Annotated in this window: 17 protein-coding genes and 2 pseudogenes; 7 read left to right on the forward strand and 12 right to left on the reverse strand. The window is 72.8% G+C overall.

Annotated elements, in window-relative coordinates:
- Positions 1–299: 299 nt before the first annotated feature.
- From ACWC91_RS31160 to ACWC91_RS31175, 4 genes are all read right to left on the reverse strand, one after another.
- Positions 300–1097: an SMI1/KNR4 family protein gene (locus ACWC91_RS31160; protein WP_450641194.1), complete on the reverse strand. Its 798-nt coding sequence runs from the start codon at positions 1095–1097 to the stop codon at positions 300–302.
- 175 nt (positions 1098–1272) lie between these two features.
- Positions 1273–2052: a hypothetical protein gene (locus tag ACWC91_RS31165; protein ID WP_450641193.1), complete on the reverse strand. Its 780-nt coding sequence runs from the start codon at positions 2050–2052 to the stop codon at positions 1273–1275.
- A 35-nt stretch (positions 2053–2087) separates the two neighbouring features.
- Positions 2088–2309 (reverse strand): heavy-metal-associated domain-containing protein, encoded by a 222-nt coding sequence (locus ACWC91_RS31170; RefSeq protein WP_376504651.1) that lies wholly within the window; start codon positions 2307–2309, stop codon positions 2088–2090.
- A 230-nt stretch (positions 2310–2539) separates the two neighbouring features.
- On the reverse strand, positions 2540–2674 hold the full coding sequence (locus ACWC91_RS31175) for a hypothetical protein (protein WP_376504653.1): 135 nt from the start codon (positions 2672–2674) through the stop codon (positions 2540–2542).
- Positions 2675–3044: 370 nt separating this feature from the next.
- Here ACWC91_RS31175 and ACWC91_RS31180 point away from each other — a divergent pair, with 370 nt between their 5' ends.
- Entirely contained in the window at positions 3045–5759 is a 2715-nt protein-coding gene (locus ACWC91_RS31180) for an AAA family ATPase (protein ID WP_450726121.1), read from the forward strand.
- A 30-nt stretch (positions 5760–5789) separates the two neighbouring features.
- Here the strand turns inward: ACWC91_RS31180 and ACWC91_RS31185 are convergent, their stop codons facing one another.
- Positions 5790–7682 carry an SMI1/KNR4 family protein gene (locus tag ACWC91_RS31185; RefSeq protein ID WP_450644106.1) on the reverse strand — a complete coding sequence of 631 codons (1893 nt, stop codon included), beginning with the start codon at positions 7680–7682 and terminating at the stop codon, positions 5790–5792.
- Positions 7683–7729: 47 nt separating this feature from the next.
- Positions 7730–8401 (reverse strand): helix-turn-helix transcriptional regulator, encoded by a 672-nt coding sequence (locus ACWC91_RS31190; protein ID WP_450644104.1) that lies wholly within the window; start codon positions 8399–8401, stop codon positions 7730–7732.
- On the opposite strand from ACWC91_RS31190, the pseudogene ACWC91_RS31195 reads away from it, so the two are divergent.
- Positions 8331–8507: pseudogene (locus ACWC91_RS31195) on the forward strand (VOC family protein); the annotation flags it as partial. The gene ACWC91_RS31190 and the pseudogene ACWC91_RS31195 sit on opposite strands and share 71 nt — an antisense overlap.
- Positions 8508–8606: 99 nt before the next feature.
- Here ACWC91_RS31195 and ACWC91_RS31200 read toward each other — a convergent pair.
- Entirely contained in the window at positions 8607–9185 is a 579-nt protein-coding gene (locus ACWC91_RS31200; protein WP_225080106.1) for a TetR/AcrR family transcriptional regulator, read from the reverse strand.
- A 71-nt stretch (positions 9186–9256) separates the two neighbouring features.
- Between ACWC91_RS31200 and ACWC91_RS31205 the strand changes: the two genes are divergently transcribed.
- Together ACWC91_RS31205 and ACWC91_RS31210 are read left to right on the forward strand one after the other, a co-directional pair.
- Positions 9257–9853, forward strand: coding sequence for a dihydrofolate reductase family protein (locus ACWC91_RS31205; RefSeq protein WP_225080107.1), 597 nt, complete (start codon positions 9257–9259; stop codon positions 9851–9853).
- A 59-nt stretch (positions 9854–9912) separates the two neighbouring features.
- A pseudogene (locus ACWC91_RS31210) lies at positions 9913–10089 on the forward strand (helix-turn-helix domain-containing protein); the annotation flags it as partial.
- A gap of 92 nt (positions 10090–10181) precedes the next feature.
- Here the strand turns inward: ACWC91_RS31210 and asnB are convergent.
- The 4 genes from asnB to ACWC91_RS31230 all read right to left on the reverse strand — a co-directional run bounded on the left by asnB (position 10182) and on the right by ACWC91_RS31230 (position 16495).
- Positions 10182–12020 carry an asparagine synthase (glutamine-hydrolyzing) gene (gene asnB, locus ACWC91_RS31215; RefSeq protein WP_376504661.1) on the reverse strand — a complete coding sequence of 613 codons (1839 nt, stop codon included), beginning with the start codon at positions 12018–12020 and terminating at the stop codon, positions 10182–10184.
- Positions 12021–12579: 559 nt separating this feature from the next.
- Entirely contained in the window at positions 12580–13416 is an 837-nt protein-coding gene (locus ACWC91_RS31220) for an oxamate carbamoyltransferase subunit AllH family protein (RefSeq protein ID WP_225080109.1), read from the reverse strand.
- Positions 13413–14873: a YlbE family protein gene (locus ACWC91_RS31225; RefSeq protein ID WP_376504665.1), complete on the reverse strand. Its 1461-nt coding sequence runs from the start codon at positions 14871–14873 to the stop codon at positions 13413–13415. The genes ACWC91_RS31220 and ACWC91_RS31225 overlap by 4 nt, the downstream gene beginning before the upstream one ends.
- Positions 14874–14914: 41 nt before the next feature.
- Positions 14915–16495 (reverse strand): acyl-CoA synthetase FdrA, encoded by a 1581-nt coding sequence (locus ACWC91_RS31230; RefSeq protein ID WP_450644101.1) that lies wholly within the window; start codon positions 16493–16495, stop codon positions 14915–14917.
- 151 nt (positions 16496–16646) lie between these two features.
- Here ACWC91_RS31230 and ACWC91_RS31235 point away from each other — a divergent pair, with 151 nt between their 5' ends.
- Complete coding sequence (locus ACWC91_RS31235; protein WP_450644099.1) at positions 16647–17069, forward strand: hypothetical protein; 423 nt, start codon at positions 16647–16649, stop codon at positions 17067–17069.
- Here ACWC91_RS31235 and ACWC91_RS31240 read toward each other — a convergent pair.
- Positions 17050–18627, reverse strand: a complete 1578-nt coding sequence (locus ACWC91_RS31240; RefSeq protein WP_450726123.1) for a PucR family transcriptional regulator — start codon at positions 18625–18627, stop codon at positions 17050–17052. The two genes, ACWC91_RS31235 and ACWC91_RS31240, sit on opposite strands and share 20 nt — an antisense overlap.
- Positions 18628–19058: 431 nt before the next feature.
- Here ACWC91_RS31240 and ACWC91_RS31245 point away from each other — a divergent pair, with 431 nt between their 5' ends.
- Both ACWC91_RS31245 and ACWC91_RS31250 read left to right on the forward strand, forming a co-directional pair.
- Complete coding sequence (locus ACWC91_RS31245) at positions 19059–20336, forward strand: amidohydrolase family protein (RefSeq protein WP_450726125.1); 1278 nt, start codon at positions 19059–19061, stop codon at positions 20334–20336.
- Position 20337: 1 nt separating this feature from the next.
- Positions 20338–20904 carry a DUF1097 domain-containing protein gene (locus tag ACWC91_RS31250; protein ID WP_450643722.1) on the forward strand — a complete coding sequence of 189 codons (567 nt, stop codon included), beginning with the start codon at positions 20338–20340 and terminating at the stop codon, positions 20902–20904.
- Positions 20905–20910: the final 6 nt, after the last annotated feature.

Genomic DNA, 20910 nt, shown 5'->3' on the forward strand with positions numbered 1-20910 from the left:
CGCGGTCGGACAGCACAAGGTGCCTCTGAGCAGCGACAATGAGGATTTCCCAGGTCCGGGCCAACTCCGCGGCGCTCGCTCCCTGTCGGCAGCCGCAGGCCGTCACGACCCGGGCAAAGTCCTCCTGGATCTCACGCCGGCGGTCGCACTCGGCGGGAACTGCCTCGCCGGCATGGCACTGCAGCGGCCGACGGGAACATCGTCACCATTCGGCGGATCCGCTGTGGCACACGAGTGTTTCGGCCTGATCCCCGAAGACGCCGTCAACCGGGCGCCGCGGATGCCGTCGGCGGCGAAGTTCAGCCGTGTTCACGGTAGTTCATGAACCAGTGGGTGTCGAAATAGCGGGCCATCGTGAACGGGTGGTGCGGGTCGATGAGGATGCGGCAGACGAAGTCCGCGGTCTGGCAGTCGAAGGGGACGTCCTCGCCGTCGAAGGACCGGACCACGACGGGCCAGCGGTCGGGGTCGTCGCCGTCGGTCCTCCAGCAGTACAGGTCCTCGTGCTCAGTGCCCGCCCAGATGAGCAGCCCGTCCTCCCTGAGAGACGTCCACGGCTCCTGGTTCAGGTCCAGATATCCGTCGAAGGCGCCCTCGCCGAACGTCTCGGCCATGCGCTTGTAGTCGCTCGGCAGCGCGGTGCCCAGGCGTGACTCCACCTCCGCCCAGTCCACGTCCGGCCGCCGGACGGGCTGGGTCCACCCGGTGATCCGTATGAGCCGCTCCACCCAGTCGACGTCCTCGTCCGGAGCGACCGCCAAGGGCTCGGGCACCTCCCTGCGGGCGACCACCAGCACCGGCCGCTCGATCCCCTCGGCGTCCCGCGCCGTACCCGTGCCGACCCACTGGTCCCCGTACGCCCACGCCCGTATCGTGACGGCCCGGTCCTCGAAAGGCACGAGGAGAGCCGCGCCCCTGGACTCGTCGACCGTCGGATCGGTGAAGCCGTCGAGGACGAGGGTGCGCGGGGCGCCGTACCTGCCGTCGAGCAGGTCGGTCAGGTGCCGCGCATCCAGGTCGCTGGGCAGGTACATGTAGCCGTCCCCCGGGCCGAGTTGGGCCAGCAGGTCGTTGACGGTCGCTTGCGTGAGCTCCATGGCGGACAGTGAAACGCACCGCACTGACAATGGACCTGTTCACAGAGGGACCTGTCGTCAACTGGAGGGGCGTTGGATCCAACACCTCCCAGAGTCGTCGCCCGGGCCGCGGGTCCAGCCGGCACCGGGCAGGTCGCCGACGTGGCAACGGTGGTGGTCATGGGGCCTGCTCGGGTCAGCCGGCCCGGACGGTGAACGGCACGGTGATCACGTCTCCGTGGGCGAGCCGAACTGTGCCCACAGCTGGTAGGTCCCGGCGGTGGGGAACTCCGCGTGCACGGCGAGTTCGGGGCCGAACGTCTGGGCGGGCAGGGCGACCCCGTCGACACGGCGAAGCGCCTTCTCCACCCGGCTCACGCACGAGGCGCACGTCATGCCGCCGATGTCGGCCGATGGGCCGCGGGACCCAAGCCGTTCGCATGACCGCGGCCGCGAACAGGAGCAGTGCGAGGCCCAGGGCGAAGTTCTGGTAGCTCCTCACGCCCCATTCGAGCCAGCGGATCGCCTCGGCGCCCGCGAAGCGCGCCGGCTTCTCGGTGTACGGGGCGCTCGCCCACGCGTTCACGGCCTGTTTGAGGGCGACCCCGTCCACGGCCTGGAGGACGCCGTACAGCCCCAGCGTCGCCACCGCCGAAGCGGCACCGAATCGCCCCGCCCATCTGGCTGTTCCAGCCTGGACGTCCAGGGCGAAGAACAGGGCGACCAGCCCCGCGAGGAGCACCGCCATGCCCGCGAACTGGCCGAGGTGGACGGCCGTCCAGCTCCCGCTGCCGGCGTACTCGGTGAACACGGCGGGGTGATTGTTCGCGTCCCCATCGGTGTGGAACTGGGTGACCACGATGTACAGGAGCTGTCCCACGAGCAGCAGCGTGGCGGACAGGCGCAGCGACGTGCGGCGCGCCAGGTATTCGGTGTGGACGGGGGTGGCGCTGGGAGCGGGCAGTGTGCGGGGCACGGCAGGCCTCCGGGTGGCGTGCGGAATGGGCGGAGTCATGGGCTGAGGGCGTGGCCCGCCTCGTCGACCGCGGCGATGTCGGCGCGGTCCAGGGGGCGAGTGGCGATGACGGTGACCGTCCCAGCGGCCAGGCCGATGGTGACGGAGCCGACGCTGTCGATGGCGGCGATCTGTTCGGTGACCGTGCGCCGGCAGTGCGCGCGGGTCGTGTCCTCGTCCTCGAAGGTGGTCGAGGCGATGGAGGTGCTGGACTGCAAGGGCGATTCCCCGAGGTGCTGGTGGTGGTGCCGGTCAGGTGCAAGCGTCGGCCCGGGGGTGGGTGCGTCTCACCGGGGAAATCGCCGGGTTTTCCGCCGGGGTCGGCCCGGTCGGGGACGGTGCGTTCCGTGGCTGCTGACCGTGGCGCAGGGCTTGCCACGGGGACGGCGAGCGCGGTGAGGAGGAGCAGGACGGCAAGGACGCCGACGGTGATGGCGAAAGCCCGGTGCTAGGCGACGATCAGCCCGGCTTGTGCGGCGAGGTCGCCGGCTGTCGCGGTGAGCCCGGGGACACCGAGCGTGGCGCCGATCTCATGGCCGGTCGTCGTCAGCCTCGAGGACGGTCCGGAACCCTTGGTGGGCACGTCGCCCGTCGCACGACGTCGATGGCGGCGGACATCGGCCCGACACCGGCGCCGACGAGCAGGAAGCCCGGCGGTCCGATGCCGGCGTCCGAGGTACCGCCGGCGTCGGAGGTTCCGGCGGCACCGGCGGCCGGCAGCACACCTGCGGCCGGCCGCCGTGCCGAGGGCCAGGGTGCGGGCGCCAGAGCGACCGAGTTGTGCGCGGCCGGCCCACGGGGCGACCGGTGCCTGTGCGAGGGGGCGCCGGTTCGGCGGCGGGGTGGGCCGACGGGACTCCCGCTCGGAATCGGGTGATGGTCAGCTGCCACGCTCGCCGCAGGTGATCACTTGCGCCGGTGTCTTCACCGGCGCGTTCGGTACCGTTGGGCTCGTGCTGGCCGGACGGGATCCTGAACGCGCGGCGATCGCCGCCCTGCTCGACGCCGCACGCACCGGCAGCGGCGGCGCGCTGGTGGTGCGTGGCGTCGCCGGGGTCGGCAAGTCGGCGCTGCTGGGCGACGTGTTGGCAACCGCGTTGGACCTGCGGGTGCTGCGCGCCTCCGGCGTGGAGTCCGAATCGCCGCTGGCCTTCGCCGCACTGCAACGGCTGCTGTGGCCGCTGCGCACCCGCATCGATGCCCTGCCTGCGCCGCAGGCTGCGGCACTGCGCGCGGCGATGGGTGAGACCGAGGGCGAGGGCGACCGCTTCCGCGCGTTCCTCGGCACGCTGAGTCTGCTCGCCGACGCTGCCGAAGAGACGCCGCTGCTGGTCGTCGTCGACGACGCGCACTGGCTCGACGACGCGTCGGCCGCGGCGCTGCTGTTCGCCGCCCGCCGACTCCAGGCGGAGCGCGTGGCGCTGCTGTTCGCCGCCCGCGACGGCGACGCCCGCCAGTTCGACGCGGGGGACCTGCCCGCCATCGTTCTCGGCGGCGTGAACGGTGCCGACGCTCACGCGCTGCTGTCCGAACACACCGGGACCGACATCGATCCGGCGGCTCGCGACCAACTGGTGGCGGGCACCGGTGGCAACCCGCTCGCGCTGGTCGAGCTGGCCGGGATGCTCACCGCAGACCAACTGAGCGGCCGGGCGCCGCTGCCCACCCCGCTGCCGCTGACCGGCGGTGTGGAGCGCGCCTTCCTCGACCGCTTCCGCCGCCTCGACGAGACCGCGCAGCGGTTCCTGCTGGTCGCCGCGACCGACGACACCACCCGCCTGACCGTGGTCCGCGACGCCGCCGAGCGCCTCGACGCCGCTGATACCGCCCTCGACGCGGTGGAGCTGTCGGGGCTGCTGCGCGTCGACGGCGACGCCGTCTCCCCCTACCACCCGCTGGTGCGCTCGGCGGTCTACCGGGCGGCCACCAGCGCGCAACGCCGCGCCGCGCACCGTGCGCTCGCCGACGTGCTGACCGGCGACCCCGAGCGGCGGGCCTGGCACCTGGCCGCGGCCGCCGACCGGCCCGACGAGGACGTCGTCGCCGCCCTCGACAGGGTCGCCGAGCGCGCCGCGGCCCGCGGTGGTCACGAGGCGGCGGCCGCCGCGTGGGCCCGCGCCGCCGAGCTCACCGCCGGCGGTGAGGCCCGTGGCCGGCGGCTGTACCGGGCCGCGTCCTCGGCCTGGCTGGGCGCGCACCCTTCGCGCGCCTCGGCGCTCGCCCAGGCCGCCGCGGCAGACGTGACCGATCCGCCGGCGCGTGCGCAACTGCTCGCACTGCAGGGGCAGATCGAGTGGAACACCCGCTCGCTGAACGACGGCTACGACCTCATCCTGCGGGCCGCCGAGGTCGCCGCCGATGGAGACGCGACACTGGTGGCGCAGCTGGCGATGCTCGCCGCGTCGCTGGCGGCGTTCGGCGCCCGGTCCCCGCGCGCGGTGGACCCGACCGCGCTGGTGGCCGAGCCCGCGCCGGACGCGCCGCCCCCGGTGCGGGCCGCCTGGGCCCTCCTGCACGGCTTCGGCGCCGTCGCCCGCAGCGACTGGGCGCCCGCCGCGGAATCCTTCCGGTCCGCGTTCAGCCTCACCGACGACGCCCCGGTCGAGGACCATCTGCTGCAACCCAACCTGGGCATCGCCGCGATGCTGATCGACGACGACGAACGCGGACTGCGGCTGCACGAACAGCAACTGACCGCCGCCCGCCGCGCCGGCGCGCTGACCATGGTCGAGCACGCCCTCACGCGCGGGGCCCACTTCCAGATCGCGACCGGCGCCTGGCCGAAGGCCGCCGGCGCCGCCGCCGAGGCGCTGCCGCTGACCGTCGGCACCGGCCACCCGGGGCTGACCGCACTGCCCACGGCACAACTCGCCCTGGTCGCGGCGCTACGCGGAGACGACGTCACCGACCGTCACCTGGACAAGGTCACCGAGATCCGGGACAAGCACCCGGTCGGCATCACCGACGGCCTCGTCGCCGACCTGACGCACTGGACCCGCGGGCTGCGCGTGGTCACGCAGCCCGCTTCCGCGCTGCACCATCTCGAGCAAATCGAAGGGCCGGCCTGCCGCCGCCTGGCCGCTCTCGACCTGTTCGACGCCGCCATCCGCGGCAACCGCCCCGGTCTCGCCCGCACATGGCTGGCAGAGCTGGAGCAGTTCGCCGCGGGCACCGGTCTGCCGGCCGCGACCGCGGTCGTCGAACACGGCCGTGCCCTGCTCGCAGCCGGCAGCGACGCCGAGGCCCACTTCCAGCAGGCACTGGCCGCGCACGCCGGCTCGCCGCGGCTGCCCAACCGGGCCCGCACTCATCTGGCCTTCGGCGAACACCTGCGCCGCGTCCGCCGCAGGGTCGACGCCCGCGAGCATCTGCGCACCGCGCTGGCGCTGTTCGAGGGCCTCGGCGCCACCTCGTGGGCTCAGCGGGCCGCGCAAGAGCTGCGCGCCTCCGGCGAGAGCGTCCGCCGCCGCGACGTCGCCACCGCCACCGAGCTGACCCCGCAGGAGCGCCAGGTCGCCGCCCTGGTCCGGCAGGGCCTGTCGAACCGGGACGTTGCCGCGCAGCTGTTCGTCAGTTCACGCACCGTCGACTTTCACTTGAGAAACTGCTACGCCAAGTTGGGCGTCGCCTCCCGCGCCGAGCTCACCGCTCTCCCCCTCGACCTGTGACCGGCACGGATCTGCGCCTTCCACCCGAGTTCAGGACCGGTGCCGCACGAAGTAGGCGTAGGCGAACCCCTCGCCCGCGCGTGGTGCCCGGGTCCAGGACCGGGTGGTGAAGGTGCGAAGCCTGCCCTCGGTCAGCGCGAAGCGGGGAAGCGAGAGCCCGAGTTCGGTATGCAGGGCCTCCAACGCACGCCGTTCGCAGTCCAGTTCAGCTTCCCCGGGGCGGAACAGCCGCGTGGGGTCCAGAGCCTCGGGTATCGCGCCGGAGCGCTGGATCTCCGAACCCCGCACGGTGAACGCGTAGAGCTCCTCGCCCTGTTCGGCCACCGATAGGTGGAACGCGGCCGGGTGCTCACCCGGGGACGGGCGCCTCGGTTCGCGCCACACCACCACCGCGCGGCCGGACGAGGAGGCGGCCGGAGCGGGAGACAGGAACAGCTTGTTCAGGTGGCGGTGGGAGTGGCCGTCGAAGGCGAAGGCCCACGCGTCGGCGGTCCGGCCGACGGCGACCACGGCCCGGTCCTCCCAGAGTTCCACGCCCTCCCGTTCGTGGGGCTCGGGTGCCCGCCAGGACGCCTTGCGCGGATCCGTGGGCGCGCTCAGTTCGGCGCCTTCCTCGCCGATCAGGGCGAGGAGCCGGGCGGGGTCGATCCCCTCGACCCAGACACAGCGGTATCCGTCGAGCGGCCGCCGGTTCGCCGCAGGCTCCGTCAGCCAGGCGAGGCCCGGCGGATCGAGATCGGGCACCGGCTCTGGAGCGGGTCCCGTCTCCCCGGCCCGCGGTGTCGCGAGGATTTCCCGCCCGCGCTCCGGGGTGATCAGCGGACCCAGGACCGGATCGGCGAGCAGGCCGATCGGGGCGATCAGCGAGGGCCCGGGCGCCTCCCACAGCGGGAGCGCGTCCCGCAGTACCCGCCACGCGGCATCGGTCGCGCCCCAGCGGGCCGACTCGCGGGCCTCGGCGACGGCCCGGCCCCATGGACCGGGAGGCGCATAGCGATGGGTGCCGTCCCGCATCGTGCTCAGTACGGCCTCGGCGGTCTTCCGGGCGGCCCCGCGGGCGGTCATCATCCCGAGCCAGTGGTCGTCCCCGCCCAGCCGCCATTCGCCGCGTGCGGGCGTCATGGCCTCGACGGGCAGCACCTCGGGCAGGTAGCGCGGGTCGGCCACCAGGTTGCCGTAACCGCGGGAGCTGCACGGAGCCGGCAGATGCCGGAGCTGGTTCAGCAGGACCGCGCTCCGTGGCCGACCGAAGGACAGCGCCTCCTCGAGCAGGGGCAGGGCCTCCTCGTACCGTCCGCGCAGGGCCAGCAGGCGGGCCTCCTCCACACGGGCGTCCTGGGCGCGCGTGGTCGCGTTCACGAAGTCGGGTCTCTCCACCCGGTCGGAGTGGAAGCCGCGGTACATGGCTTCCATGTACGCGCGGAACGAGGGATAACGGTCCGGCAGTTCACCGCTCCAGCCCTTGTAGACGTACAGCGCCCACTCGCCGTCCTGGTCACTGTCGCCCGGGTCGAGCAGGGCGTACGACATGTCGGAGTCCGTCTCCAGCCGTAGTGCCCGCTGCCACATCCCGGCCAGCAGGACGTCCTCCTGGCGCGGGTTGTCTCCCAAATTCTCCTCGTACTGTCGGGTCATGCCGTACGGATCCTGGAACCAGTCGATGTCCGCGGCGCCGCCGAGCTGATAGACCCCGGCCGTCTGGTCCACGTGCCACCCGTCACTCACGGCCAGGAACTCCCGGTACGAGGGCGGCAGCCGCCTTCCCAGCCGCTGCTCGGCCGCGGCGATCGCCGCCTCGTCCGCCCCGGGCCTGCCCAGGGGAACGGCGGTCTGCCCGCAGTCCTCGTCGTCGTCCGCGCGCGGAACCCACTCCTCCTGCCAACGTCCGAGGAAATCGTGCCAGTTGAAAGACTCACCACTCATGGCCGGATGGTGTCATCCGACACTGACAACGGCGCCCCGACCACCCTTCACCCGGGCGGGACGACGTCGGTCTTTGCCTGCGCTGCGTGTGCGTGGCGTTCGGCGAGGAGGGCGAAGGCGGTGGCGAGCCGGGGTGGGCTGACGGCATCGATTTCGGTGTCGTAGCGGCCGAGGGCGGCGGCGAGTCCGGTCCATGACCAGGAGCCGAGGATGACACGGCATCGGTCGGGGCCGAGTTCCTCGACCATGCCGTCGGGGGTGAAGGGGGCGACGGCGTGTGCGGACAGGTGGAGGACGGCCTCGCCTCGGCACGGCCAGTCGGCGGTTGTGCCGTCCGTGCCGCGGAAGCGGCCGGTGATGAAGGCGGACACGTCGTCGTTGGGGAGCGGCCTGGGAGTGAAGCGTGGTCCGTTGGGGGTGCGGACGCTGATGCGGTCGGCGCGGAAGGTGCGCCAGTCCTCTCGGTCGAAGTCGCAGGCGAGGAGGTACCACTTGCCGCGCCACGTGAGGAGGTGATGCGGCTGTGCCCGGCGTGGTGGCGCGCTGGTGCCGGCTGCGGGTTGATGGTCGAAGCGCAGTTCCTCGCGAGCGCGGATGATCTCCGCCAGGGTGAGCAGGAGTTGCGGGTCGGTCGTCGTGGCAGCGTGTGTATCGGTGCGCGGGGACGGCGCCGACGAGATCAGCGCCCTGTGGGACAAGCTCGCCCAGGGCTCCACCATCGTGCGCCCGCTGGAAAAGGCCCAGTGGGCCCCGCTGTACGGGATGCTCACCGACCGCTTCGGCGTGACCTGGGTTCTGGACGTCGCCGCGCCCCACAACGGCTGACCCATCCCCGCCGGCACCCGACGCGATCTCAACCGGGCCACCCTCGCGCGGCAACACCTGCGCCGCGAGCACCGGATCGGACCGGTGCGCGTCAGCCGTCTACTCCGCCGCCACGATGCGTTCGACCGCGGCCGTCACCAGTTGTTCACGCTCTGCTTCCGTGAAGACGTCCGGCAGGGTGAGCTGCTCGACGATCAGCCAGTTCAGAGCCAGCATGAGCAGCTTGACGGCCATGGCGTCGCCAGGGAGGCCGGAGGCCTCGTGGTAGGCCACGTTGGCGTCGACGTCGGCCCGGACTCGCTCGGTGAGGACCTTGCGCAATTCGGGGCGGCGGGTGGCCTCGAGGCGGAGTTCGAGCAGCGCGAGGTATCCGGTGCGGAAGCGGGCGATGCGGCCGACGAGTTCACGCATCAGCTCCGCGTAGGTTTCCCGGTCGCGGCCGGCCGCCTGCTGGCGGGCGATCGTGGCGTCGTCGGGCTTGAGCCGCTCGTACACACGGGCGCCGGCCTGGGTGAGCAGGTCGTCGCGGCTGGCGAAGTAGTTGGACGCGGTGCCGGCCGGTACGGCGGCCTCGGTGTCCACCGCCCGGAACGTCAGACCACGTGCTCCTTCCCTGGCCAGCACCTCGATCGCGGCGTCGACGAGGGCGGCGCGCCGCTGGTCGTTTCGCCTCACCATTGACATCACTCCAACTGTAGTACTACGTTCAAACCACTTCATCTAGAGTACTACGTATGGAGCCATCAGAGATGCGAAAGCTCGTGTACTACGTCGGTGTCACGCTCGATGGCCGCATCGCCGGCCCCGGCGGCGAGTACGACTTCTTCCCCGCCGGCGACGAACAGCAGACCGCCGCCTACTTCTCCTGGACCAACACGCTGTACCCCGAGACCGTTCCGACCGCCCACCGTGCCGCCGTGGGCCTCACCGACGCGCCCAACCGGCGCTTCGACACCATCGTCATGGGCCTCGGCACCTACCGCCCCGCCTTCGACGCGGGGATCACCAGCCCGTACGCGCACCTGCGCCAATACGTGGTGTCCAGCACCCTCAAGCCCGACACCGACCCCGCCGTCACCGTCGTCCCGGGCGACCCACTCGCCCTCGTCCGCGAACTCAAGCAGCAGGAGGGCACCGGCCTGGACATCTGGCTCTGCGGAGGCGGCAAGCTCGCGGGCGCCCTCCTGCCCGAGATCGACGAACTGGTGGTCAAGAACTACCCGGTGGTCGCCGGCGCCGGAATCCCGGCTTTCGACGGCGCCTTCAACCCCACCGTCTTCCATGTCGCCGAGCGCACCGCCTTCCCCAGCGGAGTCACCCTCACCCACCTCACCCGCCGCCACTGACTTCGGAAGCGTGATGTCGTTGGGGGCTGACGGGGTGTGACCGTCACGGTATGCCGTCTATCAGGTATCCGCAGGGTGGTGGGCTGACGCCTGGACGGCACGCGGTTCGTGAGCGGATCCGGATGGAGGCCGCCGAACGGTTCGGCGCCGGTGCCTCCAACGCGGAGGCCGCCAAGGATTTGCGGGTGAGCCTGCGCTCGGTTCAGCGGTGGCGCCGAGCCCGGCAAGACGCCGGCACGGACGGTTCCGGAACCGGCGTCGTCCATCACGGTGCGGCGCGAGGCACGGCGGCGGGCTCCGGCGGGACCGGCTCGCGGCGTGCCCGGCATCAGGTCAGCGTCAGTTCCGGCTTGTACATGTCCAGCCACAGTGCCAGGTTCACGGTACGTTCGAGACCGCGCCGCGACGCCAGCGTGACCTGCGGGGCGTCCCGGTGGGCGGCTTGGTGCACCCGGTCCCGGTCGAGCAGGTCGAAGACCGGGTGGGAGGGGCGGGCGAGGATGTCCCTGACGTGTTCCTGGATGGCGACGGCGTACTTCGGGTCCTGGGTCGACGGGTAGGGGCTCTTGGTCCTGTCGTACACGGACCGCGGAATCAGGTCGGCGGTCGCCTCCCTGAGCAGGCTCTTCTCCCGCCCGTCGAACGACTTCAGCGACCAGGGAGCGTTGTACACGTACTCAACGAGCCTGTGGTCGCAGAACGGCACCCGCACCTCCAGCCCGACCGCCATGCTCAGGCGGTCCTTGCGGTCCAGCAGGACCCGTACGAACCGGGTCAGGTGCAGATGGCAGATCTTCCGCATCCGGTACTCGAAGTCGCTCTCCCCGTCGAGGCGGCGGATGTCGGAGGTGGCGGCGCAGTAGCTGTCGGCGACGTACGTCTTCAGGTCCAGGGCTTCGCTGAGAGCGGGGCTCAGGACGCCGGAATCGCTGCCGAAGCGCTGGGCCTGGGCCATCCATGGGAAGGTGTCGGCGCGCCGGGCCTCCTCGTCGAAGAACTGGAGGTAGCCCCCGAAGACCTCGTCGGCCGACTCGCCGGACAGCGCGACCGTGGAGTGCTCGCGGATCGCCCGGAGGAGCAGGTAGAGCGAGGAGTCCAAATCGCCGATGCCCACGGGCAGGTCGCGTGCCCGGATCGTCTCCGCCCGTACGTCGAGGTCGGCGAGGGCCTGCGCGTCGAGAAGGATGTCCTGGTGCTCGGTGCCGGAGGCGCGGGCGACGTCGTGCACGTACGGGCTGTCGGGTGTGGCGCGCAGCTCGTCGGCGACGAAGTCGTCGGCGTGTCCCACGAAGTCCACGGCGAAGCTGCGCACCTTCTCGCCGTTTTCCGCCAGTTGGCGGGCGGCCAGGGCGGTCAGCGCGGAGGAGTCCAAGCCTCCCGACAGCAGCATGCAGCGGGGGACGTCGGCGACGAGCTGGCGGCGCACGATGTCGTCGAGCAGTGAACGCACGGTGGCGATGGTGGTGGCTCGGTCGTCGGTGTGCGGACGGGTCTGAAGTTGCCAGTAGACGTGTCGGCGCGTCCCCTGCCGGTCGACGGTGACGACGGTGCCGGGCTCCAGTTCGCGCATGCCGTCCCACACGGCGTGTCCGGGTGTCTTGACCATCGCGAACACTTCCCGCAGGCCGTCGAGGCGGATCCGGGCGGGGGCCAGTGGATTGGCGAGGATGGCCTTGGGCTCGGAGCCGAACAGCACGCCGTCGGAGGTCGGGTAGTAGTAGAACGGCTTGATCCCCATACGGTCGCGGACCATCACGAGCCGGTTGTGGCGGCCGTCCCACACCGCGAAGGCGAACATGCCGTTGAGCCGTCTGGCGAGCCCCTCCTCCCATTCGAGGTAGGCGTGCAGGACCACCTCGGTGTCCGACTCGGTCGTGAAGCGGTGGCCCAGACCGGTCAGTTCCTGGCGCAGTTCGGTGAAGTTGTAGGTCTCCCCCGAGTAGACGAGCACCACGGTGCCCTCGGGTGTCCGGACGCTCATCGGCTGCCGCCCGCCGGGGAGGTCGATGATCGCGAGTCTGCGGTGGCCGAGGGCGGCGGGCCCCTCGGCCCAGGTGCCGCAGTCGTCCGGGCCCCGGCAGGACATGGTCTCGGTCATCGCGTCCAAGGTCGCGCTCTCGGACCTCAGATCACGGTCGAAGGACACCCAGCCGGTGATCCCGCACATGTGTTACCTCCCGCGTCCGGCCTCCGGGCCGAGCCCGCTCACCTGCGGCTTCTCGCAGCCAATCCCGGCGAACCAGTTTGTGTTCAGCTGTGGGACGAGCGTGTGTCACGTGCGGAATGCGGTCGGCCCGTCCGCACCCTGGTCGGCGCCGCCCGCCCCCTCGGTTCGGACCGGCTTTGCCTTCCCTGCACACGCCTGGGAGCCTCGCCCCGACCGCGACCGCCGGGTTCCGGGCCGCGGCCGTCGGCTCTCGGCCCGCTGTAAAGAATTACCCAAGTTCGCGCGCCGCCGGTCCGGCCCAGCGGCTTTCGGCTCCTTTCGGGTGGAAGAACTGTCCATCGAATGGCTCTGTACAGAAATCGGTGGTCGCGCTGCGTGGCGGTCACCGCAGGAGGATGCGAAGGCGAAGGAGGGCGAGGTCTGCACGGCCGTACAACTGCCCCGTGATCCGTTCGGTGCGGATGGTGACCGGCCTCGGCCGCGGTCCCCATCGGCGGCGCCGAGCTGTCCGGGTCCGTGCACGAGCCGTCGGACCGCGGCGGCAAGGGGTTCTGCGACATCACGACGGTGTGGATCGGGGCCTGACCCCGTCGCGGGCGCGGGTCGCCAGGCGCGCTCCCGCGCACAGGCCGTGCAGCAGGTCGCACCCCGAACTGTGGCCGACGGCGAGCAGGGCGGTGACCGGGCCGGACGAGTCGCCACCGGTCGCGGCGGCCCGCAGCAGCGCCGCGACCTGAGGGATGCACAGGCCTTCGGCGGCCTGCCGGAGAAGGGCCGCGGAGACCGGCGGCGTCAGCCTGTCCGCCTCTGCCGCGATATGTGCAAGGGCCGCGAGCCAGTCCGGCGGGCGCCGCCGCACCTGGGCGGCGAGCAGCAGTCCGCACAGGAAGTCGTCCCCGGAGGGTGTCGCGCCGGGGCCGAGGCCGAGCAGGGCGCGGGCCGCGCGCCGCCGGGCCGCGGTGCCGCCGTGCGCGAGCATGCGCACGAGAGCACGGGCGACGGGGCGGAGCTCGGTCGGCAGCGGCCGGGGCGGGCGGAGCGTGGCGAGCCGGTCGAGTACCGGGCCGGGTGGGGTGTCCTGGGCGCGGGGCGGCGCCCAGAACTCCCCCGTGGTCAGGCGCAGGGACCCGATCGCGATCCGGCCGGCCCCGACGCGTCCCGTGCGGCCGGGGATCAGCCCGTGGAAGGGCCGGTCCCCCGCGGCGCGCGGCAGGACGACGGCGGCCGGCACTCGCACGGCGCCGGGCACCACCAGGGCGAGCGGATCCCGCTGTCCGTGCGGGTGCAGATACAGGGCCTGCCGGGCGACGGCGATGGCGCGGGCGGGTCGGGCGGGGCCCGCCAGGACGTCGCGAGCCAGTTCGCTGACCAGGCCCGGCAGGGAGGTCGGGCTCATGACGTCCGTGTGTCCTCCCGTTCCTCGTCCCGCGGTACGGGGAAGGCGGCGAGCGCCTTGACGAAGCACTCCATCGGGGCGTGCACGAGTCCGGCTCCGATCTGCCCGATGCCCGGTTCGCGGTGGGCGATGCCGGTGGTGACGACGGGTTCGATGCCGGTGTCGACGACGGCACGCAGATCGATCCCCACGGGCGAGCCGAGGCCGCCGAGGGCGGGCAGCCGGTACGCCTCGTGCCGGGCGAGGGTGATGCGGGCCATGTCGCGACTGGTGCGCAGCGCCTGGTCGACGGTGCCGCCGACGAACCCGGTGATGGCGGGGGCGGCGGCGAGCGAGAAGCCGCCGAGGCCGTTGGTCTCGGTGATGGCGCTGTCGCCGATGTCGGGGTTGGCGTCCTCGGGCCCGTATCCGGCGAAGTAGAGCCCCTCGATGCGGGCGGCGGGCGCGGTGAACCAGGCGTCGCCGAGGCCGCTGACGCGGATGCCGACCTCGACGCCGTTGCGGGCGAACGCGGTGACGAGGGTGGAGTGGGGCACGCCGTGCGCGGCGGACGTGGCCAGCTTGGAGGCGGCCATGGAGAAGTTCAGGAACCAGTAGTGGTTCGCGGCGAGGAACTCCAGGACGTCCGGGCCGTGGTCCGTCCGGGCCAGCGGGGCGGCGATCTCACGCAGGAGCAGCGCGGACGCGGCCGTGTTGCGGCTGTGGCACTCGTCGCCCATCTGGAGGGCCTGTGCGGTGATCGCGCGCAGGTCGACCCCCTCGGGCAGGGTGCCCAGGACGGTGTCCAGGGTGGGGGCGAGCACGTCGGCCATCCAGCGCAGCCGCTCCATGACGTCGTCGCCGAGGGCGCCGTAGCGCAGACAGCGTCCGGCGCCTTCGTTGAGGTTGGCGTACGCGCGGCGCCCGGTGGCGGGGTCCTCGACGACGAGCACCGGCATGGACGGGGACGTGATGCCGCCCATCGGCCCCACGGCCTCGTGGTGGTGGCACGGCTCGAAGCGCAACGCCTCGGAGTCCGCGAGGAGTTCGGCCTTCTCCGGGGTGTCGGCCCAGCCTTCGAGCAGGGCGGCGCCGATCACGCCGGCGCGCATCGGCCCGCACATGTCGGCCCAGCCGATGGGGGGTCCGGCGTGCAGCAGGACACGTTCGCCGGTGGCGCGGTCGTCGAGGACGGGCAGTACCTCGCGGGCCGGGCGGACATCGCGCCACAGCGGCCGGGCGGCGAGCAGGCGTGCGACGGCGGTGCGGTTGGCCTCCTCGACGAGCGGATGGGCGGTGAGCTCGGCGAGGTTCCAGCCGGCGTCCGGGTCGCCGCCGGCCGGGGGGCGCCAGTCGAGGGTGTCGACCTGGGCGCCCCCGGTGCGCGGGACGTCGGCGAAGCCGGCGATGCCGACGGCGGCGATCCGGGCCGGGGTGTCGCCCGTGCCGAGGAGGGCGGGCGCGGTGGGAGCGTTCATGCGGGGTCTCCTGACGTGGTCGGGCGGAGGCGGGCGGCGGGTCATCCGGTCGACGTCAAGTCCCCTGTCCCCACGGGGCCGTGTGCCGCAGAGCCGGTCAGGGCCACGGCCCATTCGGCCGCGTCCGTGCTGGTCGGTGCGAGGTGGGCGCCCGCCTGCGCGAGGCGGCCGCGCTGGGCCGCGGTGCCCTGCGGGTCACGCTCGGTGCCGACGACGAACGCGAGCACCGGCGGCCGTTCGGCCGCAGGTACCCGGTCCAGTTCGGCGGCGAGCGCGGCGGCCGGGTCGGGGCCCGCGCCGTGGCCGAGGACCACGTCGAGGAGGACTGCGGCGGTGTTCGGGTCGTGCAGCGCGGCGCGCAGATGGGCGGCGCGGACCGTCGGGTCGATCATCGGGTGCGGGCGCCCGGCGGTGTAGGCGTCGTCGCCGAGGTCGAGCACCAAGTGCCGCTCGGGCAGGGCGATGTCGCCGCCCGGAGCGAAGGGCCGCACTGCGGTGACCGCGTCGGGCAGCAACTGCCGGGCCTCGTACGCGAAGGTGCCGCCCGCGTACAGGGCGCGCAGGTGGCGGCCGCGGCCCGGGGTCACCGAGGGCGGCGTCCAGGCAGGCGGCGGGGTGGCACCGAGGGCGGTCAGCGCGGTGCGGGCCGCGTCCCGCAGGGTGCCGACGACGGTGACCCGGCCGCGGGAGGCCGCCCGGTCGGGGCCGAGGAACGCGGCGACGACGGGCTTGTCCGCGCGTGCGGCGCGGGCCAGGACGCGTTCGGCGACGTCCGGCGCCGGCGGCTTGGAGACCAGGACGATCAGGGCGCAGCCGGGATCGGCGTCGAGCAGGTCGAGCGCGTCGAGCGTGGTGCGCGCGCCGACCTCGGCGCTCAGGTCGCGCCCGCCGGTCCCGATCATCTGCCGGACGCCTTCGCCGGCGGCGTCCAGGAGGCACGACACCTGTTGAAGTCCCGTGCCGGAGGCGCCGATCAGGCCGATGCGGCCGGGACGCAGCGCATTGGTGAAGCCGAGCGGAATCCCGTCGAGGAGCGAGGTGCCGCAGTCGGGCCCCATGGCGAGCAGTCCCTGCCGGTGGGCCTCCTGCTTGATCCGGATTTCCTGGGCGAGCGGCACGTTGTCGCTGAAGACGAAGGCGTGCATGCCGAGCCGCAGCGCCTTGAGGGCCTCGGCGGCGGCGTAGGGCCCGGGGGTGGAGATCAGGGCGAGGCTGGTCGCGGGGTCCGCCTCGACCAGGGCACGCGGCACCATCTCCCCCACCGCTCCCCTGGGTTGTGCGTCCTGGGCCGGCTGATCGAGGAGTGCGGGCACCTCGTCGATGGCCCGCTCGACGGCTTCGGCCGTGCCGCGCAGGGCGACGACGAGATCGGCGGGGCGGGCGGCGCGCCCCTCGTCGGTGAGCAGCCCGGCATCGGCGAGCAGCCGCAGATTGGGCTCGGTCGCCATGACGAGGCTGGCGGCCTCGATGCCAGCCAGGCCGGTGAGATGCTGGGCGGCGCGCATCAGGGCGACGGAGTCGGCATAGGCGTCGTGCCGTACGGAGTTGGTCGTGTGCGTCGCGGTCGACGCGGCGGACTCCGGGGCGGTTCGGGCGGCGGTTGCGGTCGGGGTCGGCTCCATGGGTCGACCGTACGGCCGCTCCGGGGGGTGCTGTCTTCGGCGACCGGTGCCAGCGAGTGGACGCCGATCACCGGCAGCGGCTGACAGTGCCCGCGGGCGCGTCGTGCCTCAGCGTCGTCGGGACACCGCTCGTTCCCCGACGACTCGAAAGGTGTCGCTCCTGTGCGGCCTCGCCGGCCGACGCGAGCGCATCACCACGGCGCTCGCCCTGTTCGCACTTGGCGTCGACCAGTGGATGACGGGCGCCACCGTCACCCCGGACGCCACGCGGTTCGCACGGAGCGACAGGGCCGTGCGGACGACCACGCCGGCCGAGTCCGGCCGCCGACTGCTTCCAGTTGCGCCGGGCCACTTCGACCCGTCGGAGGCGGCGGTCGCGGTCGTCAACTGGCGTGCGGTGGCGGCGTTCGCGGGGGGCGTCGGGATCAATGTGCTGCTCGGGTTCGGTCTCGGCGACCGCCTGTGGCACGTCCTGCCGCTGACCGGTGCGGGGCTGCATCCGCTGCTCCCGCTGGCGCGACGGCGTGCCCCGCGGGCGGCCGCCGCGGCACCGGTCAGCGTGCGCGTGCGCTGAGCAACCGGTGTGCGTGGACGGCCAGTTCCGTCTGCAGGCGGCGCATCGGGTCCTTGTCCGGGGTGCCGGTGAGCCGCTCGATCTGCTTGAGTCGGTAGCGCAGCGTGTTGTAGTGGATGTGGAGTTCCTCGGCGGCCTCCACGCCGTTGCGGTCGTGCCGCAGGTACACGGCGAGGCTGTGCACGAGGCTGCCGTCGTTCCCGGCGTCGTAGCGCAGCAACGGGCCGAGCGTGTCCTCGACCAGGGCCTGTAGTTCGGATGCGGGCAGTTGGTCGAGCAGCCGGTAGAGGCCGCTCTCCTCGTGGAGGCGGACGAACGACCCTGCGAGGCCGTCGAGTTCGCGGCCGAGGGCGAGCGCGGACAGGGCCTCGCTGTGGCTGAGGTGCAGATCGGCGAAGTCGTCGCGGACGGTGCCCGCGGCGACGGCCACGGTCCGCCCCGGGCAGGCGGCGGTGACGGCGCGGCGCAGGCGCTCGCAGGCGCGGCGCAGCGCGGTGCGGTCCGGCCCGCCCGGGGCCACCAGCAGGGTGAGGCCGTCGGGGGTTCCCCAGGCCGGGGTGTCCGCGCCGAGGGCGGTGCGGGCGGCGGCGAGCAGCCGGTCCTCGGTGAGACGGGCGCCGCCGCCCTCGGGGGCCGACGCGGCCTCCACCACGACGGCGGCGCGGGGACGTTCCAGGTCCCAGCCGAGGGCCGCGGCCCGGCGCGCCGACTCGGCACGGTCGCGCGGCGGGTGGGAGACGAGTTCGGTCAACAGCAGGGTCCGGTAACGGCGTTCACGTTCGGCCAGCACCCGCTCCTGCACGGCCAGCATGGCCGCGAGACTCGCCACGTGCTCCACGGCGGTGACCTGGTCCGGTTCGGGTTCCTGGCCGTCCGCCGTCCACAGGGCCACGTCGCCGCTGGGCCGGTGGTCGACCGTGATGGGCCGGGTGAGAGGCGCCACGGCGTGCAGCGATACGTCACCGACGGCCGCGAGGACCGTCCCGCCGGCGGCGCGGATGGCGGCGGGGCAGTCGGTCTCGCCCGCGAGCAGAGCGACGAGTTCACGGTAGGACCCGCCGTCGAGGACGGCCCGCGAGAGCCGGTCCCGCAGCGCCTGGGACCGTTCGAGGGCGAGGGCCTGGCGGTTGACGACGGTGCCGATGACCTCGGAGAGAATGTCGTTGAGCATCACGTGGCCTGGCAACTCGACGACGGGGAAGGCGATTTCGTCGGCACAGCGCAGCAGCCGGTCGGGCAGCCGCGGCAGATACGGGCCGACCTTCACGCCGAGGGCGGCGAGGCCGCGGGCGGCCAGTTCGGGCACGAGATCCGTCAGCGCCTCTTCGTCGTCGCGCACCGCGTAGGCGGTGGTGAGCAGAAACTCGCCACCGCGCATCCAGCGGATGATGTCCGGCACTTCCATGATGTTGGCGACCCTGATTGCGCGCCCGGCGCCGGCCCGCCCGGCCGCCAGGCGGGCGCCCGCGAGAGCGGGCAGCTCCAGCGCCCCTGCCACGGTCAGGACTCCGGCAGGGGTGCGCGCAGGCAGCGCCGAGGCGGCACGGGCTGAGGTCACGCAGCTCACTATGGGCGGCCGCCCTGTCCCTGTAAACGGCCAGGACGCGAGTGTGTATACAATTCCCGGCAGCCGCCGACGGCTTCTGTCGTCATGCCCACGGACACTGTCAGCGAGCGTCAACGCGCACGCGTCCACACTGGCAATCGCTGCCCATGACCCTCTGCGCCGGTGTTCCTATCGTCCTGGCATGACTCCTGGACCCGTACCTTCTCCGAGCCCCGCCCGGGCCCCGTCGCCGCCCGCCGGCGGCCCCGTGACCGTCCTGGCGACCGGCGACAACGCCCTGCCACCCGGGAGCGAGCGTGATCCGCGAGGCGGACTTCACCGCCGGCACCTGACCTGACCCGCCGCAAGCACCGTCCCCGCACCGCCCGCACTCCCCGCACGTACGGTCCCCAACCGCCACGACCACGTGAGGAGAACCCATCGTGAGCGCTCTGCTGCTGCGTCACGCACGCGTCGAGGACTCCCTGGACCCGGCAGACATCCGGGTCCGGGACGCACGCGTCGAGACCATCGGCCAGGACCTTCAGCCGCCCGACGGCGCGGAGGTGCTCGACTGCGCGGGACGGGTGGTGATCCCGGGGCTCATCGAGGCGCATCTGCACCCCGACAAGGCACTGCTCGACTCCGTCCGGCCCAATCCCACCGGGACGCTCGCCGACGCCATCCGCGTCACCGCCGAACTCAAGGCCGGCTTCACCCGTGACGACGTGCGGGCGCGCGCCGAGCGGGTGCTGCGGATGTGCGTCCTGAACGGGACCACGACCGTCCGCGCCCACCCCGACGTCGATCCGGCGGCCGGTCTCGTCGGCTTCGAGGTGCTGCTTGAACTGCGCGAATCCTGGGCCGACTTGGTCACCCTGCAGGTCGTCGCGTTCCCGCAGGAGGGCGTCTTCCGCGCACCCGGCACGGAGAAGCTGCTGCGCAAGGCGCTCGACGCGGGCGCCGACGCCATCGGCGGCTGCACCTACTCGGAGGCGTCGGTCGCCGACTGCCACCGGCAGGTGGAGCTGGTGCTCGACCTCGCCGCCGAGTACGGGGTACCCGCCGACCTCCATGCGGACTTCGCGGACGACTGCGACGACGAGCGGTTCGCGCTGGCCGAGTTCATCGCGGCCCGCACAGCCGCACGTGGTCTGTCCGGGCGCGTCACCCTGGGCCACGCCACCTCCCTGGGCGGCCGCCCGCCCGCCGAGCGCCGCGCCGTGCTGGCCGACCTCGCCGCGGCGGGCGTGGCCGTGGTGCCGCTGCCGGCGACGGACCTCTTCCTCGGCGGGCGCGGCGACGACACGGCGGTACGCCGTGGCCTCGCCCCGGTGCGGGAGTTGTGGGAGGCGGGCGTGCTCACGGCTTGCGCCACCAACAACATCCGCAACGCGTTCACCCCGTACGGAACCGGTGACGTCCTGGAGGCGGCGCTGCTGCTGGCCCGGCTCGGGCACCTGTCGGGCCCGGCGGACCTGCGCCGGGTGCTGCGCATGGTGACGTACGACGCCGCGCGGGTGATCGGACTGCCGGAGGCGGACTACGGGGTTCGGGAGGGCACGGTCGCGGACCTCGTCGTGCTCGACACGGACGACTACGACTCGGTGCTCCTGGAGCGACCCGTCCGTACCGCGGTGGTCAAGTCGGGCCGTGTGGTGGCCCGTTCGACGTTCGCCACGGAACTCGACAGCTCCCTCGTGACCGGTCTGGGGGCCTGACATGACCGAGACGACCGCCGACCGGCAGGCGACGTCGGCCGAGGCCCCGCCGCCGGGGCGGGAGCGCATACCCCACGAGATCGCGGCGTCGGTGCTGGCGGCCACGACCGCCTTCATCGGTGGCACCGTGTGGCATCTGCCGCCGTGGGCGATCTTCATCCCCTGGGCAGGGATGTTCCTGCGCGGCGGGCCGAACCTCCCCGACGCCAAGCGGCTGTGGTCGGCCATGCCGATGGGTTCGACGTACGCTCTGGTCATCGTGTTGCTGGAGACCCATCAGGGCACGGCCTTCGGCGAGGGCCGGCTCGCCCGCAACGCTTTCGCGGCACTGTGCACCCTCGTCGTGAACTCCGCGCTGATGTACACGGGCAAGCTCAAGCTGTTCTCACTGATCCCTGGCATGTTCTTCGGCTTCGCCAGCTACTTCGCCACGTTCTTCGGCGGGTTCGGCTACGACGTCGGCAACCCGTGGGCGGCGTGGGTGTCCGTGATCGCCATGAACGCGCTGGGGCCGGTGTACGCGTGGCTGTCCATGTCGCTGACGTTCCCGGTGAAGGCACGGTCCTGACGCCTT

The sequence above is a fragment of the Streptomyces sp. NPDC001204 genome (assembly GCF_053598035.1).

Bases quoted from the DNA above. Each gene is read 5' to 3' on its own strand.
- ACWC91_RS31190 (WP_450644104.1), bottom strand. From the start codon at position 8,401: ATGGTGGAGCCCTGGGCGAGCTTGTCCCACAGGGCGCTGATCTCGTCG.
- ACWC91_RS31225 (WP_376504665.1), bottom strand. From the start codon at position 14,873: ATGAACGCTCCCACCGCGCCCGCCCTCCTCGGCACGGGCGACACCCCG.
- ACWC91_RS31205 (WP_225080107.1), top strand. From the start codon at position 9,257: ATGCGAAAGCTCGTGTACTACGTCGGTGTCACGCTCGATGGCCGCATC.
- ACWC91_RS31220 (WP_225080109.1), bottom strand. From the start codon at position 13,416: ATGAGCCCGACCTCCCTGCCGGGCCTGGTCAGCGAACTGGCTCGCGAC.
- asnB (WP_376504661.1), bottom strand. From the start codon at position 12,020: ATGTGCGGGATCACCGGCTGGGTGTCCTTCGACCGTGATCTGAGGTCC.
- ACWC91_RS31230 (WP_450644101.1), bottom strand. From the start codon at position 16,495: ATGGAGCCGACCCCGACCGCAACCGCCGCCCGAACCGCCCCGGAGTCC.
- ACWC91_RS31250 (WP_450643722.1), top strand. From the start codon at position 20,338: ATGACCGAGACGACCGCCGACCGGCAGGCGACGTCGGCCGAGGCCCCG.
- ACWC91_RS31185 (WP_450644106.1), bottom strand. From the start codon at position 7,682: ATGAGTGGTGAGTCTTTCAACTGGCACGATTTCCTCGGACGTTGGCAG.
- ACWC91_RS31200 (WP_225080106.1), bottom strand. From the start codon at position 9,185: ATGGTGAGGCGAAACGACCAGCGGCGCGCCGCCCTCGTCGACGCCGCG.
- ACWC91_RS31160 (WP_450641194.1), bottom strand. From the start codon at position 1,097: ATGGAGCTCACGCAAGCGACCGTCAACGACCTGCTGGCCCAACTCGGC.